The sequence below is a fragment of the Pseudochrobactrum kiredjianiae genome (assembly GCF_030362795.1).
Taxonomy (GTDB): domain Bacteria; phylum Pseudomonadota; class Alphaproteobacteria; order Rhizobiales; family Rhizobiaceae; genus Pseudochrobactrum; species Pseudochrobactrum kiredjianiae.
This window is the reverse complement of the sequence record NZ_JAUCBM010000002.1, coordinates 331,407-348,679: the sequence shown is the minus strand read 5'-3', so window position 1 is coordinate 348,679 and position 17,273 is coordinate 331,407. Positions and strand designations below refer to the sequence as shown.

Sequence of the window (17,273 nt, the reverse complement as noted above, 5' to 3'; positions counted from 1 at the left end):
CTTGCCTCGAACGCGCCCGGCCTGCGGCCATTGGCGCTTTCGCCGGCGCGCTGTCTGTTCACGCAGCAGCGCCGCCGGGCCGCCGTTGCCTGGAGCGACAGCGAAGGGCAAAGGCGGAAGGCAAGACAAAAGGACGCGGCACCTGGCCGCGTCGAAAGCCAGTCAGCACATGGGGGGAACGCGGCACGGAGCGGCTTCGCCACCGTGCCGCGTTTGGCGCGAGGGTCGCGCCAATGCTGGCATGTCCGCGTGCTTCGCACGACAGGACACGCCCAAGCTTGCGGGGAGCGCAGCCATGACCGACAGCCGCGACGACGACTTTCGCGTGCGCCCCAGCGCCCCGAAGAACCGGGGCAAGGGCCAGGGGCAGAGCTTCGTTTCCAAGGTGCTCAAGCAGGCCGGCAAAGCCAGCAGCGGCAAGTCGGCAGTACGCCGTCCTGGCGCGGCTGGCACCGGCCAGCGGCCCGGCTCTCGGCTCGGACGTGGCCACACGGCGGCGCGCTTCGCCGGGGCGAAGCTAATGCCCATGTCGCGGCGCGTGACCATCAAGACCTTGCTGGTCAATCACCAGCGGGCCAGCCCGCAATCGCTCGCCAAGCACCTGCGCTACATCGAGCGCGACGGCGCGGGTCGCGATGGCGAACCGGGCCGGGGCTACGGGCCACAGGCCGACGAAGCCGATCTGGACGCCTTCAAGGAACGCTGCGCCGACGACCGGCACCATTTCCGCTTCATCGTCTCGCCCGAGGACGGGGCCGAGCTGGACGACCTGCGCACCTACACCCGGCATCTGGTGAGCCGCATGGAAGCCGACCTGGGCACGCGGCTGGATTGGGTGGCGGTGGATCACTGGAACACCGACAACCCGCACACCCACCTGATCGTGCGCGGGCGCGACGACACCGGCAAAGACCTCATCATCGCGGGTGACTACATCGCCCACGGCTTCCGCCATCGCGCCGCCGAGCTGGCGACCGAGTGGCTGGGGCCGCGCACCGAACTGGAGATTCAGCAGACCTTGAGGCGCGAGGTGGAACAGGAGCGGTGGACGAGCCTGGATCGCACCTTGCAGCGCGAGACCGGCGAGGATGGCCGGGTGCATGTCGAACGGCTCAACGAGCCGAGGTTGCAACGCCAGCGCCTGCTGCTGATCGGCCGCCTGCAACGCTTGCAGCGCCTGGGCCTAGCCGACGAGGTGCAGCCCGGCACCTGGGCCATTCATGCCGATGCCGAGAAGACCTTGCGTGCCCTGGGTGAGCGTGGCGACATCATCCGAACGATGCAGCGGGCCATGAGCGGCCAGCCGCGTGAGCTGGCGGTGTTCGAGCCGGGCGACGATGGTCGCAGCCTCATCGGCCGCGTGGCCGCGAAGGGGCTTGCCGATGAGTTGCACGACCGAGGCTATCTGATCATCGACGGCACGGACGGTAAGGCCCACTACGTTGCACTGAACGCCCGCGACGAACTGGCGAACTATCCCACGGGCGCTGTGGTAGAGGTGAAGGGTTCGACTGAGGTGCGCACGGCCGACAAGAACATCGCCTCGCTGGCGAGCGATGGCCTGTACCGCACCGATCATCACCTGGTAATCGAGCAGGGCCGGGCTACGCCCGGACGCGACCCGCAGGAAGTCGTCGCCGCTCATGTCCGGCGGCTGGAAGCCCTGCGCCGGGCTTGCATCGTGGAGCGCGTGGCCGAAGGGCTATGGAAGGTACCGGACGACCTGGCCGAGCGTGGCCGCCAATACGACGCGCAACGGCTGGGCGATGTAGCCGTAGAGCTGAAATCACACCTTCCTATTGAACGGCAGGCCCGCGTCATCGGCGCGACTTGGCTTGACCAGCAACTGATCGGCGGTGGCCGTGGGCTGGGCAACTTGGGCTTTGGCGGTGATACCAAGCAGGCCATACAGCAGCGAGCCGATTTCCTCGAAGAACAGGGGCTGGCACAGCGCCGCGGGCAGCGCGTCATCCTCGCGCGCAACCTGCTGGGCACGCTACGCAATCGGGAACTAGTGCAGGCCGCGAAAGACATTGCGGCGGAAACCGGCCTAGAGCATCGCCCGGTGGCCGACGGGCAGCGCGTAGCCGGTATCTACCGGCGTTCCATTATGCTCGCCAGCGGGCGCTACGCGATGCTCGATGACGGCATGGGGTTCAGCCTTGTGCCGTGGCGGCCGGTAATTGAGCCGCGACTGGGACAACAGCTTGCCGCAAAGGTTATCGGCGGAAGTGCCTCTTGGGAACTTGGACGAAAGCCCAGTATCGGTATCAGTTAGATATCAAGGGAAGCTGAGTACCAGGCGCAGTCTGCTTGGCTGCTGTGATTCTTCTTAGAGATTCAATCAATGCCATAAACTCCTTGGATTGCCTCAGTGCTTCGCCTCCCGCAGTTTGCAGGTCCAAGACATCCGTAGCCTCGATCGTGAAGGCTGTGGGCACGCGCAGCAGCGAATGCCGGATCTTGTCGTCCGGCACGTCGTTCAGACTTACGCTTACTACGTAGATTTCTGCGTCGGCCGCAAAGGGGCTGTCCGCTTGGCCACGGGTGCGGACAATCTCGGAACGCCAGTGTTGCAGGTCGTCGTTAAGCATGGCCAGCGTCACCTGGGTCTCGCGAGCGCCGGCACCGAAGATCAGCGACTCAAGTACTTGCGTCGTGCTGGGAACTCGGTCGCTACTGTCCACTCTCTCGCTCAGTCCTCGTTCGGAGTTCACCGTCACCAACACGAGTCGGCGCAAGCTTCCGGGCTTGACCTCCGAGAAATTGGCGCTCATTGAGCCCGAAGCTACTAGCCGGTCTAGCATCAGACGTACGCCGAGGTTGTCGGAGACACCACCGTCCACGAGGTGGATATAGGGCCGATCGTGCGCATTGAGGTAGCTGTCTATGCCGCTTTGCAGGATGCGTGATCTGTAATTTTGCCCTCTGACAGGCAAAGATCGGAGAGGCGGCGGACAGGTATTGGCGTTGTTTCGCACCGTTACGGGCGACAGCACCAGCGGTACTGCCGACGAGGCCGCCACCGCGAAAGACAGCGGCGTTGCATCGAGGTCGGAACAGATTAGCCGGAATTGCTCGGTGGTGAAATCGAAAGGGGCACCGGTCGTGAGGTCGGTTGCCGTGATCATCAGTTCGGGCGCGCCCGGTCGTCGGCGCACGTCACCAAAGGTGCGGCCTTCAAAAAGTTCGTCCAAGCGTTGAGCCAGGATCTGGCTGCGCCCAAACCAAGGTGAAGTTAGTCTATAAAGACGCTCAGGCCACAGAGCTTCACGTATGAGTCGCCCCTCAAAAGGCACAAGCAGAAAATCCGGCTCGAAACGAGTCAGCGTGGCATCGCCGAAGGCCGCGAAGTGCGCGGCAAGGATGCTGCCCCCCGACACTCCGCTGACCAGGAACACCTGATCCAACAGAGTGGTCTCCTGGCCCTCTAGCGCGAAGCGTGTGGCCTTGAGTTCGCGCAGCACGCCCAGGCCGAAGGCCGCCGCCCGAGCGCCCCCGCCTGACAGTGTCACCGCTACAACCACCGGTTGGTTGACCTCCGACGGCCTGATGCGTTGGTCGTTCTCGGCGAGAGACATTAAGGCGGCGTCGGAAAGTGTCGGGTTGATCCAAGGACGGTAAGTGGAACACCCTGTCAGAACTACCGTTGCCAGCACACCGGCCAAACTCCATCGTGTGAATTTACACACCTCCAGGCGCTTTACCTCTGCAAGCAGCACCACGCAGCGTTTCGAATAGACAAGAACGAGAAACGCCGGCAATTTTGCGACGAAGCAGAGCCACTCCAGAATGCTGCAGACGTTACAAGAACGGCACCCTACGAATCCCCTTGATGAGGCTCCTCGCGATCCGCGCGAAGTTATGGAATAGCAGCTATTCACGAGCCAGCACTTCTCCAAGCGCTATTGATCCGTTCAAGGCAGGTGGTGATTGCAGACTTTGCATGCCCGAGCAGTGTGTAGGAGCCTTTGAAATCCGCGAGAGCGTTGCCGTGCTCGAAGCAGCTAGCAGCAGCCACCCGACGATCTGTTTGTTCATCTACTGCCTCAAACTCCAAACTAGCTCCCCCAGTTGTCACTGGTCCAACAAGCAACGTCGTTAGGGTGTTGACTGCTCTATTGGGCGTCTCAATGGTCGTAATTGCCACACGCACACGTATGCGGCCTGACGATGCGGGAGCTTCGGACTTAGTTTGGAGATGTCGCAGTTCACTGTTGACGTGATCGAGAAGCTCTCGCACTTGCTCAGCTTCAAGCCCACCTATGCGTCCAGTTGCCGTCACTACCTGAGCATCCTCGACTAATATTTCCCGGTAACGACTGGGTTCAAAGCCTGGCGCCTTGAAGAGCAGAACATTTTCGTACTTCGTTTTTCCCAATACATCGTAATCACCAAGAAACCCTGATCGAGTCATTCCGTTTGAAGCACAGCCAGATAAGGTTGCCGTGAGGCCTGCCAGCAGCACAAAATGGATTAATGAAATAGGGCGTTTCATATATATTTTCATTTATCCCATTTTCAGACAGACGATGCCAGCAACAACCAGCGCAATTCCAACCCAACGTATCAAGGAGGCGGTATCGCCGAACACATACACGCCCACGAAAAACGCGCCCAGCGAACCGATGCCGGTCCAGACCGCATAAGCTGTTCCTATGGGGATCTGTTTAAGAGATAACCATAGGAAAAAGCCGCTGGCTGCCATACAGGCAACTGCAATCGCCGGCCCCACGTAGCGCATCGCTGCATTGGCCGCACCCATCTTGAGGCCTAGTGGCCAACCGATTTCGAACAGGCCGGCAATCAGTAGAACCAACCATGGATTCCATGACAACGGGTTCATATATTTCTCCAAATCTATTCAGTGAAAATTGATTATCAAAGCATCAAAGCATCAAAGAATAGGCAGTAGGCGGTCAATTCGCTCTGCTTCTGATTTCTTCTTAAACTCTCTGATGGCGAGAATCTGTCTCCCCGATCTCTCCGGCCACGAGAGAGATCGGGGGAAGCGTGTGGACAGTTACGCTGAGGGATCAGACCGGTTGCACTGGTTGTTGTACCGCCTCGTGACTCCGTTTGCTGCCCGGCCACTTCATTCCGAACAGCACCTCGTAGAGCAACGGAATCAGGCCAAGCGTCACGAGCGTGCCAAGTGCGAGACCACCGATCATGCCGATGGCCATGCCCTTCCACAGCGGCCCCGCAAACAACATCAGGGGCACGAGACCCGCGATACAGGTCACCTTGGTCATCACGATTGGACGCAGCCGCTGCATCGCAGCTCCCACCAGGGCTTCATGTCGGGCGAGACCTTCCGAGAGGCCGTGTTCAATTTGTTCGAGCAGAAGAACGGCGTTGTTGACGATGATTCCGAACAGCGCAAGCACCCCGAATGTCGCCATGAAGCTGAAAGGAGTGCCTGTTGCCTTCAGTGCAATCACGACCCCAATCAACGTGAAGGGAATCGTTGCGAGAATCACGATCAGCTTGCGGAAGGAGTTGAACTGCCAGATGAATAGCAGCAACATCGCCAGAAGAGCGAACGGCATGTAGTGCGTGAGCGATGCATTCGATTCAGCCGATTCCTCAATTTCTCCACCAAGCTCTATGGCATAGCCTGCAGGTAGTTCAATTGCGGCGATCCGAGGTGCGAGGTGATCCACGATCTCTTGCGCGGTGTATGCGGTGTTCTGCCCCTGAACTGTGACTGTACGAATGAGATTGCGGCGCTGGATCACAGACGGCTCGCTAGCGAGCGTGACATCGGCCACTTGCGCCAGGGAAACCGGCTGGCCACCCGACGCTGGATAGATGGTCGTCGAACCAACGTCCGCAGTGCTGCGCCGATCATTGGACGTCCCGCGCATCACGATTGGCACGCTGGTATCGCCATCTCGGATCACAGAGATCGACTGGCCGATGTAGCGGGTGCCAAGCCAGGCAGCTATGTCGTCGGTGGTGACGCCAGCACGTCGCGCACGATCTTGATCGACCCGAACATCGAGACGGCCGACACGGGTATCCCAGTTGTTCTTGATGTTGGCCGTACCTGGCAGCTCCCGTAGCGCGGACTCAATTTTCGCCGCCGCATTCATCAGCACCTCATGATCCGGCCCACTGACCCGGTAGACGGCTGTGCCGGCTTCGGTAGTGCCTAGCGAGAACCGCTGAGGCTCTGCGCGTACATCTCCATGATGCTGCGCGAAGTAAGCCCGAGTTCGGGCAATCACGACGTCAATGTTGGTGCCTGCCTTGACCGTCACGACAAAGTACGCGATGTTCGATGCTGGCAATGGGGGATTGAGCCCAAGGATGAAGCGCGGCCCACCGTCAGCGACGTAGCCAATGTGATCCGTGATTTCGGGGTTGATTTCTTGATCACCGAGCCAGCCGCTCACTTCCTTCACTTTGGCAAGAGTGAGCCGTGAATCCGTTCCAGGGGCGAGCTGCACCGGTATTTGGAATTGAACTCGGTCGGACTTCGGCAAGAAGTCGTATGGCAGTGTCGTGAATCCGTACAGAGCTACGGCCAATGCACCCGTCATCACACCAACGTAGATCGCCTTGTGGTCAAGCACCCACTCAAGCAACTTGCGATAGCCGCGATAGAAGCGTGTGTTGTAGGTTTGCGCGTCATTCGCCGGTTGATGATGCACTTTGGTGAAGTGGTAGCACAGCAGTGGAGTGACGGTCAGACACAACAGCCAAGATCCGAGTAACGTGAGCGCGAGGACAATGACGAGAGAGCGCAGATACTCACTCGTCGCACTCTGGCCGAAGAAGAACGGGGAGAAGGCGATGACGATAACCAATGAGGACGTCAGCAGCGGCAGTGCGAGGGTACGACCCGCTTCGAGACAAGCCTGTTTGCGGTCTTCACCGGCTGCCAAGCGCCGTTCAATGTCTTCGGCAATCACGATGCCGTTGTCTACCAAGAGCCCCAAAGCGATGATGATGGCTGCCATCGAAACACTTTGCAGCTCGATGTTCAGCGCGCGCATCACGATCAGTGCCCCCAGAATGGTAAGCGGCACGATCATCCCGACGATGAATCCTGTGCGCCATCCCAGGAAAAGGACGACGACGCCGAGCACGATGACAATCGTTTCGATCATCACCTGGTTCATCTTGCCCATTTCACGTTTGACGACGTCTGCCTGGAATGTCACATAGGAGAGCTCGAAACCTGCGGGCAGAAGTTTCTCAAGCTCGGCCACACGGGATTTGAGGGCTACGCCGAATTGCTCCACGTTCTGGCCCGAGGTCATGGACACTGCCATCACTACGGCAGGCTGGCCCTTATAGACTGCAGCAGACTCGGGAGGATCTGCAGGTTGTACCTGCACGCGCGCAAGCTCTCCCAGTGAGATTGAAGGAGCAGGCGAAGCACCGCGCGCACCCTGAGCTTGCGCCATCATGATCGGCAACGCGCGCAGCGAAGCGGCGTCGCGAACCTCTCCACTAACAGCCAGCGAAGCGTTGATGCCACCGATGGCGATTTGCCCGCCTGAAAGCACGACGTTTTGTTTAACGAGTTGATCGATCACCCCTTGTGGGGTCAATCCAAGCTGGGCTAGTTTTGGTCGATCAAATTCGAGATAGACGCGCTCTTCCTGCAAGCCGTAGAAGCTGATGCGATCAACGCCGGGAAGCGCGTATAGGCGATCGCGCATCTCTTTCAACGACACACGCATTTCGCCCATGGAGTAGCCCGGCGCGGTCACCGCAATGGAGGCCACGGCAACACGGCCGAAGTCGTCGTTGACAAATGGCCCCAACGTACCCTGTGGAAGCAGAGGCTGAGCATCGGCAACCTTCGCGCGAACGCGCTGCCATATGGGGGCTAGGTCGGTGTACCGCTCCCAGATCGTGACCTGTATGACGGCCCCGCCCGCGCGAACGGTTGTGGTTACACGCTTGACCTCGGCCAGCTCCCGCAAACGCTCCTCGATCGGACGCGCGATCAACTGCTCAACACGTTCGGCTGGCATGCCAGGGTTCAGAACGGCAACAACCGCATCTCGAATCGTGACCGATGGCTCTTCCTGCGAAGGGAAATTGAGAAACGTGGCAATGCCGGCAACAAGAATGATGACCGCGGCAAGGTAGGTGAGTCTGCTGGCGCGCAGCGCCATTTCTGTGATCTTCATAGCGAAGTCTTCCTGTAGCGGGTCAGCGTCCGGCCAATTGGGTCGTGGCCTTGAGTGGGGTGACTTGTTGCTCGTTCGTCAGCCAACTCGCGCCAGCCGCGACTACCATCTCGCCGCGCTTCAGGCCGCCCACAACGCGAACGTTGTCGCCGCCTGGCTCGCTCTGGAATTGCACTTCCCGGCGGTGCACCTTCTTTCCGGTCACGTCATATACAAACACTGCGGCTTGTCCTGCTTTCTCACTGAGCACCAGTGCCGAATAGGGAAGCATCAGACGATCTGGTGAGGCATCCTTCGCTTCCGGTGCCTTCAGCAATACTTGAACGGCAGACCCGGGTCGAAGACTGCGCGCAAGAGTAGCATCTTGAGGAACGAGCACGACAGGTAAAAGTGAGCCATTTTCAGCACGCAAGCCGATGCGTTGTACCGAAGCACGAACGGGACTTGCTGACTCGCTCAGGCGCAGTTCGGCGACCTGCCCAATTTTGATATTTGCCGCCTGGGTCGTCGATGCAGTCGCAAGGACTTCTACGCCGCTGCGTAGTCCATCCACTTGAAGCACCGGCGCTCCGGCTGCAATATCTGTGAACGGCAGAGCGAGTTTCTCCGCGACGACGCCGTCGAATGGCGCATGAATGGCGGCCCCCCTTCGCGCACGCTCGGCAAGGCCGAATGCGGCCTTTGCATTGCGCACCTGGCCTTCAGCTGCAACCAACTGTGCTTTCACACTCTCGAATGCAGCCGGGGAGATTACGTTGCCCTCAAGCAGCCCCCTTTGCTGCGTTGTCTGCACGATTCTGTCTGCCAATGCGGCTTCCGCAGCAGCGAGTGTCGCCCGAGCCTGTTCTAGGCGGAGTTGCTCGGGCTGAACATCCAACTCAGCCAGAAGCTGTCCGCGAGAGAAGCGATCTCCCACGTCCACATGAAGCTTGCTGATACGCCCGCCAGTCTCGAACCCCAAGGTACTCCGCTCACTGGAGCGAGCTAGACCACTCAATTCAATGCGATTGGCCACAGAACCTACATCCCCCACCGTGAGCAGCTTGACCGCTCGCGGTGGATCGGAAGCAGGCTCCTTCTGACTACCACAGCCGGCAAGCGATGCGAGCAGAACAAACGCGAGGCCGACTTTCTGCATTTGCCAGGACTGGGATTTAAAGGGAGTGCAAGACACGGGAAGGCCTTTCATCAGCGTTTATCAATAGGGGTGAGTTCCAGTTCGCCGCGGGCGAGCGCCTGGAGGGTGTGCATGAGTCGAGAAAGGTCTTCGGCAGCAAACGTCGGAAAACCCATCATTTCGGCGAGGAAGACTCCGTCCAAGGCAAATAGAACGATTCCGGCGATATCGGTGCCGCGTGGAGATTTGCTCGCGTTCTCGTACTGCCTGCGGTACCAGCCGCGCACAGGCTCAAGCAGCGTGGGGTCTTCAGCCACGGCCGCCAGCAATGCAGCGCTCATCTTTTGCATCCCGCCGTCAGGCATAGCCGAGACCTGGCTGGATAGCCAAGGGTCTGGATCGCCGACGAATGGCAGCTCTCGCTCTTCCTGCCCGCCATCAAACGCCGAGACCTGGTCATCAATCATCGTGAGGAGCAGATCGCGCTTGGTCTTGAAGTGGTACAGGAACGCACCTTTGCTCATTCCTGCCCGTGCAGCGACCGCGTCAAGCGTTAGGTGCCCGGCACCTCCCTCCATGACTACGTCACGCGCAGCTTGAAGGATGCGCTCCCGTGTTTGTTGCGCTTTCTTAGAGATGGAGGGGGCTTCAGCGCCGTTGTCCGCCGAATGCGACTCCTCTGGGCTTGATTTCATACGAGTTGCCATGGTGAAACTCCAAAGATGCTTGATTTTTGAACCGTCTGGACGGTATAGTACACGCCATGAACTATGCCCGTCAAGACGGCCTCCTCAATTCACAACCTAGTGGCTCAACATGTCCGATCCCTACGCCCGCCGCGGCCTTACTGCTGTTGCATTCCTATCGATCACGCTTCTCGCCGCGTGCAGCCACTCGCCTCACAGGGTGGAGACATCACGCGTTGAGGTTCCGGCCAAATTCATGAACGAAGCGGGTCTGGCTGTGCAGCAGGTGCCAGCACAAGCACTCCCGGCCGAGTGGTGGACGGCGTACGGTGATCCGCTGATTGACGCGCTGGTGCGCAACGCGCTGGAGCACAACACCGATCTCGCTATTGCAAGAGCGCGGATTGATGAAGCTGTGGCGATCACCCGACGTACACGCGCTTCAATGTTCCCTAGCTTGGCGCTCACGCCCCAAGCAACGCGCGCGCGACTTTTCTTTGGCACCGACCATCAGCAGCGATGCCAGGCTTCCGCTGTCGGCTTCATGGGAAGTTGATCTAGCGGGCCGCCTCTCGCATGCCGCTGATGGCGCACGGATGGACGCAGTTGCTGTCGAACAGAACTGGTTCGCGACACGTTGGCAGATCGCCTTTGAGACAGTGTCCGCTGCACTGCAGCAGCGGCAGGCGGCAGAGCTGGAAGATCTGGCAAAAGAGCGACTTCAAGTCGCCGAGCGCCTTGAGCGTCTGACAGAGCAGAAGTTCAAGGCAGGTCAAGCTACGGGCTTTGACATTGAACGCACGCGTTCCGAGGTCATCGCCCTCCGGGTGGAGCAAGAGCAGTTGCGACGCGTACGCGGCGAAGCAACGCATGCCTTGGATGTGCTCGTTGGCCGGATTCCGGGGGCGCTTGGCAGCGGTCCTGCGCTTGCCTCTCTCACCATGCCCGATTGGACTCCCAGAAGCGTGCCAGGCGAATTGCTGCAGCAGCGCCCCGACGTCAGAGCCGCGCAGGCGCGTCTTGCAGCGGCGACGGCGCGATGGAACGCAGCAGAAGGCGAGCGGCTCCCCAAACTTGTGCTCGATTTGAGTGGTGGGCGCCAACGCTTCGAGAACAACGGAACACGTGTGGCAGGGAACATTTTCTCTCTGGGCTTGGGTGTGACGCTTCCGATCTTTGACGGTGGAGCAATACAAGCGGGAATCGACGAGGGCTCAGCACGCAGTCGCGGCGCACAGGCTGACCTGGAACGCACGGTTTTGCTTGCGCTTCAGGATGTGGAGAACGCTTATCTGGGCTGGCAGACCCAGCGGACTTCTCTGCAGCATCAGGTCGATGGTCTTGTCGTCGCTGATCGACTCCTTGACCGCAGTCGACGCCTCTTTGAGGCGGGACAGGTGGATGCGACCGTTGTTGCAGAAGCGGAGCGTGGCACCTTGTCCCAGCGAGCGGCTCTGGTCCGTGCTCGCGCCGACGCAGCCGTGCAATGGGGTGTTCTCGCTAAAGCGCTTTCTGGTTCGCCAGAGCATGTGAATCTGCAATCTTCACCCTGAGTCCTTGAGTTGGAAGAACGCAGCATGGCAGCGAGTTTTAAATACTGAATAGATCGACGATTAGTAGGGGACGCATGGAAATTCGACATCTACGTTGTTTTATGGCGCTCGCCGAGGAACTTCACTTCGCTCGCGCCGCTGCGAAACTGCATATTGAGCAGTCCCCACTGTCTCGCACGATCAAAGAACTCGAAGAGGAGTTAGGAGCACAGCTCTTTATTCGGAACACGAGAAGCACGCGTTTGACACGAGCTGGGTTGATGCTCATGGAGCACGCACCTCGGGTGTTCGCATCCTTGCAACAGGCGCGGGACTGCGTGAAGGCAGCAAAAAATGGCTTTCATGGACAACTCCGCGTCGCCTTGTCAGACGGCGCAACACTACTGTGCTTACCAGCCCTATTGGCGTTGTGTCGCGAGGAGGAGCCCGAGGTTGAGATTCGCTTTTTTGAGGTGCCACTATCCCAACAAATCAAAGGATTGCACGACGACCTGTATGACGTCGGCTTTGCACAGTCCGACGACGTAGGTGATGGAATCGTCGCACTTCCCGCGTGGACTGACACGCTTATGGTGGCGCTGCCAGCTCGGCATCCGTTGCTGGCTCTTAAGCGAATTCCATTGGATGAACTGCTGCGCTACCCGCTAGTGCTATCTGATCCTCAAGTGTGCGAGGGCCACGCCAAGCACATTGAGCGAGTACTTAGCCGGGCTGAAATGCAGCCTCTAGTTGCCGAGCGGGTTACCACTTTCGACCTGATGATGGCGTTGGTATCTGCCGGTTTTGCACTCGGACTTACAGGGGCTGCACACATTGCAGCCTCCCGAGAGCCAGGAGTCGTGGCGAGGCCGCTTTCGACACGCGTACCACCTTTGACGACCTATCTACTCAGACTTGAAGGCGATCCGTTTGACGAGCTTGCGCGCTTCATTCAGCGAGTACAGGCCATCGAATTGCCAGAGTTTCTCAGGTCAACAAAAAGCCGAAATCCCGATCTTCCGGAGGAATTGATGCCATGAGACTCGCCATCACGCTCGTCGCTGCAATGCTAGTCGCATGCGGTCAATCTGATAAACCGCACAAAGCCACTAGTGCAGAAAAGAAAACCCCGACAGTAGAAGAGCTGGTGGCAGACCCGGAACAGCTCAAGAAGTTGCGCCAGCAATGCAAGACGGATCGGCCTACTTTGGGCGAACTGCTTTGCAACCGGGTAGCGGAGGCAACACGTAAGCGGTTCTACGGTGACGGAAAAACGCCATACACACCGCCCAAAGAATCCCCCAAATTCTGAAATTCAGCAATTCAGCAATTCAGCAATTCAGCAATTCAGCAATTCAGCAATTCGCTAGTCTGCCTGAATCTTCTGTTCGGCACGCTGATATTCGCCGGCGCTTACGGAGTCACTCCCTGGCTAGACACAGCGCGAATTCATTCTTTCTTATCGACCTTTCTGCCCCAAACGGTCTTTGACCGGCACTAAGCCAGCACCGATCCTGACGCCTGCGGCACATTTCTAAGCCGCGTTTCCCAAGGGAATCAGCGTAGGAGAGATTGGAGGCGGGGCTATGCAAGGTACGAATGTGCTGTTCGGTCAGATAGCCGTGGTATTCGGCATCGTGATCGCGGGTGTGTGGGGCGCCACACAATGGACGGCAGCAGCCCTTGGCTATCAGGTACGCCTTGGCTCCCCCTGGTTTGATTTCCTCGGCACACCGATCTACCTCCCGTGGAAGCTGTTTGAGTGGTGGTTCTTCTTCGATGCCTACGCGCCACGCGTTTTCGACACGGGCGGTGCCATAGCGGGTGGCAGTGGCTTGCTGGCGGTGGTGGTCGCAGTCTGCATGTCGATCTGGCGCTCTCGTCAATCACGCCTAGTCACGACCTATGGCTCGGCACGCTGGGCAAGTACGGAGGACATTCGCAAAGCCGGCCTTACGCAGCCGATCGGCGTGTTCCTCGGTCAGCACGATGGCAAGTACCTTCGGCATGAAGGCCCGGAACACATCCTCACTTTCGCGCCCACGCGCTCAGGCAAAGGCGTCGGCCTTGTGGTGCCGACGCTGCTTTCTTGGCCTGCATCCGCCGTAGTCCACGACATCAAGGGCGAGAATTGGCAGATCACCGCAGGTTGGCGCTCACGCTACTCACACTGCCTGCTGTTCAATCCGACCGATGCGAAGTCGGCGGCCTACAACCCGCTGCTAGAAGTTCGGCGCGGCGCACATGAAGTGCGTGACGTACAGAACATAGCCGACATTCTGGTCGATCCAGAAGGCGCGCTTGAGAAGCGCAACCATTGGGAGAAGACTTCGCACGCGCTGCTGGTCGGGGCCATCCTGCATGTGCTCTACGCGGGCGAGGACAAGACGCTGCGCGGCGTCGCCAATTTCCTCTCCGATCCGGCCAGCCCCTTCGAGCTGACCTTGCACCGGATGATGACCACACAGCACCTCGTGAACGTGGAAGGTGGTGGCCCGCATCCAGTCGTCGCTTCGGCGGCGCGCGAAGTGCTCAACAAGTCGGACAACGAGCGTTCCGGCGTGTTGAGCACCGCCATGTCGTTCCTGGGCCTCTACCGCGACCCCACGGTGGCCGAAGTCACCTCGCGCTGCGACTGGCGTATCGCCGACCTGATCGCGTCCGAGCATCCGGTGTCGCTTTATCTGGTAGTGCCACCTTCGGATATTTCGCGGACGAAACCGCTCATTCGCCTGATCCTCAACCAGATCGGCCGACGGCTCACCGAATCGCTCGACGGCAGCGACGGCATCGAACGCCGCCACAAGCTGCTGCTGATGCTCGATGAGTTCCCGGCGCTGGGCCGCCTGGACTTCTTCGAGACGGCGCTTGCCTTCATGGCGGGCTACGGAATCCGCAGTTTTCTTATCGCCCAATCGCTCAACCAGATCGACAAAGCCTACGGCCAGAACCATTCGATTCTGGATAACTGCCATGTCCGCGTGACGTTCGCCACCAACGATGAACGCACTGCGAAACGGATCTCCGAAACGCTTGGCACCGCTACCGAACTGCGCGCGCAGCGCAACTATGCCGGGCACAGATTGGCACCGTGGCTGGGGCACCTCATGGTGTCGCGGCAGGAGACGGCCCGCCCGCTACTGACGCCCGGTGAAGTGATGCAGCTTCCGACTGAGGAAGCTGTGGTGATGGTGTCCAGCGTGGCACCGATCAAGGCCAAGAAGCTGCGCTACTACGCCGACGCGAATTTCAAGAACCGCGTTTTACCGCCGCCTGTGCTCGCGGCCGGGCAATACGCGGACGCGCCACCGGCCCGGCCCGACGACTGGAGCGGCCTATCGATCCCAGCCGTGTCAACGGTCCGGGCTGCGGGCCTGTCCGGCGATGGCACAGGCACCGCCGATGACGGCGGCCCACGCCGACAGCCGGAGCTATCCGAAGTCAGCGAATACAGCCCCGAACCGCTGCTCGCCGGCCATGACCTGACTCTGCTCGATGACGACGACGACCTGCCGCTGCCGCTTCCCGGCCAGCTCGACCCGGCCATGCAGCGCACGGCCCGGCTGGCTTCCCTCGACCCCAACGACGGAATCGACTTATGAGCCAATACCGCCTCAATCTGTTCATTCAGCCCGAGCACGCCAAGCGTCTCGAAGAACTGGCCGCCAAGAAAGGCGTGTCCAAGTCGTCCATTGTCGCGGCGGCGCTCGCGTCGTGGCTATCGCCCGATGCTGGCGACCAGCGCGAGGCGGCCATCGCCAAGCGGCTCGATCGCCTGTCGCGGCAGGCCGAGCGCATGGAGCGCGACCAGAACATCCAGATCGAAACACTGGCGCTGTTCATCCGCTACTTCCTGACCGTCAGCACCCCGATTCCCGAAGCCCATCAGGACGCAGCTCGCGCCCAAGGCAAAGCGCGTTTCGAGCAATTCGTGGAGCGGCTCGGCCGCCACCTGCTGCGTGGCCGCAGCCTGGTGCGCGACGTTGTGGAAGAACTGCACCCAGACCCGGCGCGAATGGATGACGCGGAGGCACTGGCTGAAGCGCAGGAGCGTGCCTCATGAGCGCCATTCCGCAAACCCCGCCCGAACTCTCATCCGCCGCAACCTCTCTGGATCGCCGTATCCAGATGCTGCGCACGGCAATGGGGCCAGTCATCGCCGCTGCGCTGGCCGACCCCGACGTGGTGGAAATCATGCTCAACCCCGACCGCACCCTATGGGTGGATCGGTTGTCATCGGGCCGCATGCCGCTGGGCGTGGAGCTGTCCCAAGACGATGGCGAACGCATCATCCGGCTGGTGGCTGCGCACGTCGGCGCAGAGGTGCATCGCGGGCGGCCGCTGCTGACCGCCGAGCTGCCCGAAACCGGCGAGCGGTTCGAGGGCATCTTGCCGCCCGCAGCGCCCGGCCCAGCCTTCGCGCTGCGCAAGCGCGCCGTGAGCATCATCGGGCTGGATCGCTATGTGGCCGACGGCATCTTGACCACAGGCCAGGCCGAGTTCCTGCGCCGCGCCGTGCGTGAGCGCCAGAACATCCTGATCGCCGGGGCGACGAGCAGCGGCAAAACCACACTCGCCAATGCCTTGCTTGCGGAGATCGCCGCCACGGGCGACCGCGTGCTTGTGCTCGAAGACACCATCGAGCTGCAATGCGCAGCCCGCGACCATGTGCCGCTGCGCACCCGCGCTGGCGTCGTGTCTATGACCGAGCTGGTGCGGGCCACGATGCGCCTGCGCCCCGACCGCGTGATCGTCGGCGAGGTACGCGGCGGCGAAGCCCTGGACTTGGTTAAGGTGTGGGGCACCGGCCACCCCGGCGGCATCGCCACCATCCACGCCGGTTCCGCGCTGGGCGCGCTGCTGCGCCTCGAACAGTTGATTCTTGAAGTGGCGGTGAACCCACCGCGTGCGCTGATCGCCGAGGCGGTCAACGTCGTGATCCACATCGCCGGGCGTGGCCGCAAGCGCCGCGTCGAAAGCATCGCCCGTGTCGTCGGTTTCGACGGCACCGGCTATCGCCTGGCGGACGCGCTGGAAACACCGTTTCCCGAGCTGATGCCGGTTCCTCTCGCAGCCGATGCCGCTGCGCCTTCCTCGTCCCTTGACCTACCTGGAGAACTGCCATGACGCAGATGCACGTTCACGCTTTCCGTAATTCCGTAAATCCGGTTTCAACCATCGCACGCCTGCGGCGGCTGGCCGGCCCCGCGCACCACGGCCTGCTGCTGGCCGCAGTCATGCTGATGACGGCGGGCACGGCGAAGGCATCCGGCTCCTCGATGCCGTGGGAAGGCCCGCTGCAATCCATTCTGGAGTCGATTCAGGGGCCGGTGGCACGCATCGTCGCGGTCATCATCATCATCGCCACGGGCCTCGCGCTCGCCTTCGGCGACACGTCGGGCGGCTTTCGCAAGCTGATCCAGATCGTGTTCGGTTTGAGCATCGCGTTCGCCGCGTCCTCGTTCTTCCTGTCGTTCTTCAGCTTCTCCGGCGGGGCTGTCGTATGAGTGGCCCGGATAGCTTCGCGGCCGGCTTCGAGGTGCCGCTACATCGCTCGCTGACCGAGCCGCTCTTGATGGGCGGCGCACCGCGCACGGTGGCGATTGCCAACGGCACGCTAGCCGCTGCCGTCGGGCTGGGCCTGCAACTCTGGATTCCTGGCGTAGTGCTCTGGATCGTCGGTCACTCGCTGGCCGTGTGGGGCGCGAGGGTCGATCCGCAGTTCATGCAGGTCTTCGCCCGGCACATCAAGCACAAGCCGCTGCTGGACGTGTAGGAGACGCCG

At 60.6% G+C, this 17,273-nt stretch carries 16 protein-coding genes; 10 read left to right on the top strand and 6 right to left on the bottom strand.

Annotated features, from left to right (window positions below):
• Window positions 1–295 precede the first annotated feature (295 nt).
• A complete protein-coding gene (locus QUF18_RS07610) occupies window positions 296–2,278 on the top strand; it encodes a relaxase/mobilization nuclease domain-containing protein (RefSeq protein ID WP_004883068.1) in 1,983 nt (660 codons plus the stop codon).
• Here QUF18_RS07610 and QUF18_RS07605 read toward each other — a convergent pair.
• The 6 genes from QUF18_RS07605 to QUF18_RS07580 all read right to left on the bottom strand — a co-directional run bounded on the left by QUF18_RS07605 (window position 2,271) and on the right by QUF18_RS07580 (window position 9,977).
• On the bottom strand, window positions 2,271–3,581 hold the full coding sequence (locus tag QUF18_RS07605) for a patatin-like phospholipase family protein (RefSeq protein WP_023123864.1): 1,311 nt from the start codon (window positions 3,579–3,581) through the stop codon (window positions 2,271–2,273). The two genes, QUF18_RS07610 and QUF18_RS07605, sit on opposite strands and share 8 nt — an antisense overlap.
• A gap of 299 nt (window positions 3,582–3,880) precedes the next feature.
• Complete coding sequence (locus QUF18_RS07600) at window positions 3,881–4,498, bottom strand: DUF3313 family protein (RefSeq protein ID WP_004883071.1); 618 nt, start codon at window positions 4,496–4,498, stop codon at window positions 3,881–3,883.
• A 12-nt stretch (window positions 4,499–4,510) separates the two neighbouring features.
• Entirely contained in the window at window positions 4,511–4,846 is a 336-nt protein-coding gene (locus QUF18_RS07595) for a DMT family transporter (protein ID WP_004883073.1), read from the bottom strand.
• 190 nt (window positions 4,847–5,036) lie between these two features.
• On the bottom strand, window positions 5,037–8,153 hold the full coding sequence (locus QUF18_RS07590) for an efflux RND transporter permease subunit (protein WP_004883075.1): 3,117 nt from the start codon (window positions 8,151–8,153) through the stop codon (window positions 5,037–5,039).
• A gap of 22 nt (window positions 8,154–8,175) precedes the next feature.
• Window positions 8,176–9,342 carry an efflux RND transporter periplasmic adaptor subunit gene (locus tag QUF18_RS07585; RefSeq protein WP_023123862.1) on the bottom strand — a complete coding sequence of 389 codons (1,167 nt, stop codon included), beginning with the start codon at window positions 9,340–9,342 and terminating at the stop codon, window positions 8,176–8,178.
• On the bottom strand, window positions 9,342–9,977 hold the full coding sequence (locus tag QUF18_RS07580) for a TetR/AcrR family transcriptional regulator (protein ID WP_100185510.1): 636 nt from the start codon (window positions 9,975–9,977) through the stop codon (window positions 9,342–9,344). Before QUF18_RS07580 ends, QUF18_RS07585 begins: the two co-directional genes overlap by 1 nt.
• 109 nt (window positions 9,978–10,086) lie before the next feature.
• Between QUF18_RS07580 and QUF18_RS07575 the strand changes: the two genes are divergently transcribed.
• The 9 genes from QUF18_RS07575 to QUF18_RS07535 all read left to right on the top strand — a co-directional run bounded on the left by QUF18_RS07575 (window position 10,087) and on the right by QUF18_RS07535 (window position 17,264).
• A complete protein-coding gene (locus QUF18_RS07575; RefSeq protein ID WP_213191790.1) occupies window positions 10,087–10,512 on the top strand; it encodes an outer membrane factor lipoprotein domain-containing protein in 426 nt (141 codons plus the stop codon).
• The gene (locus QUF18_RS07570; RefSeq protein WP_223852552.1) at window positions 10,454–11,509 is read left to right on the top strand and encodes a TolC family protein; all 1,056 of its coding nucleotides are present in this window, start codon (window positions 10,454–10,456) and stop codon (window positions 11,507–11,509) included. The genes QUF18_RS07575 and QUF18_RS07570 overlap by 59 nt, the downstream gene beginning before the upstream one ends.
• A gap of 74 nt (window positions 11,510–11,583) precedes the next feature.
• Window positions 11,584–12,528, top strand: coding sequence for a LysR family transcriptional regulator (locus QUF18_RS07565; RefSeq protein ID WP_004883081.1), 945 nt, complete (start codon window positions 11,584–11,586; stop codon window positions 12,526–12,528).
• Window positions 12,525–12,800, top strand: a complete 276-nt coding sequence (locus QUF18_RS07560) for an EexN family lipoprotein (protein WP_004883082.1) — start codon at window positions 12,525–12,527, stop codon at window positions 12,798–12,800. Before QUF18_RS07565 ends, QUF18_RS07560 begins: the two co-directional genes overlap by 4 nt.
• A 274-nt stretch (window positions 12,801–13,074) precedes the next feature.
• Window positions 13,075–15,090, top strand: a complete 2,016-nt coding sequence (locus QUF18_RS07555) for a conjugal transfer protein TraG (RefSeq protein WP_004883083.1) — start codon at window positions 13,075–13,077, stop codon at window positions 15,088–15,090.
• Window positions 15,087–15,551, top strand: coding sequence for a ribbon-helix-helix protein, CopG family (locus tag QUF18_RS07550; RefSeq protein ID WP_004883086.1), 465 nt, complete (start codon window positions 15,087–15,089; stop codon window positions 15,549–15,551). The genes QUF18_RS07555 and QUF18_RS07550 overlap by 4 nt, the downstream gene beginning before the upstream one ends.
• 65 nt (window positions 15,552–15,616) lie before the next feature.
• Entirely contained in the window at window positions 15,617–16,615 is a 999-nt protein-coding gene (trbB, locus tag QUF18_RS07545; RefSeq protein WP_434547417.1) for a P-type conjugative transfer ATPase TrbB, read from the top strand.
• A 110-nt stretch (window positions 16,616–16,725) separates the two neighbouring features.
• Window positions 16,726–16,995, top strand: coding sequence for a TrbC/VirB2 family type IV secretion system protein (locus QUF18_RS07540; RefSeq protein ID WP_434547416.1), 270 nt, complete (start codon window positions 16,726–16,728; stop codon window positions 16,993–16,995).
• Complete coding sequence (locus QUF18_RS07535) at window positions 16,992–17,264, top strand: VirB3 family type IV secretion system protein (protein ID WP_004883097.1); 273 nt, start codon at window positions 16,992–16,994, stop codon at window positions 17,262–17,264. The genes QUF18_RS07540 and QUF18_RS07535 overlap by 4 nt, the downstream gene beginning before the upstream one ends.
• The last annotated feature ends 9 nt before the right edge of the window (window positions 17,265–17,273 follow it).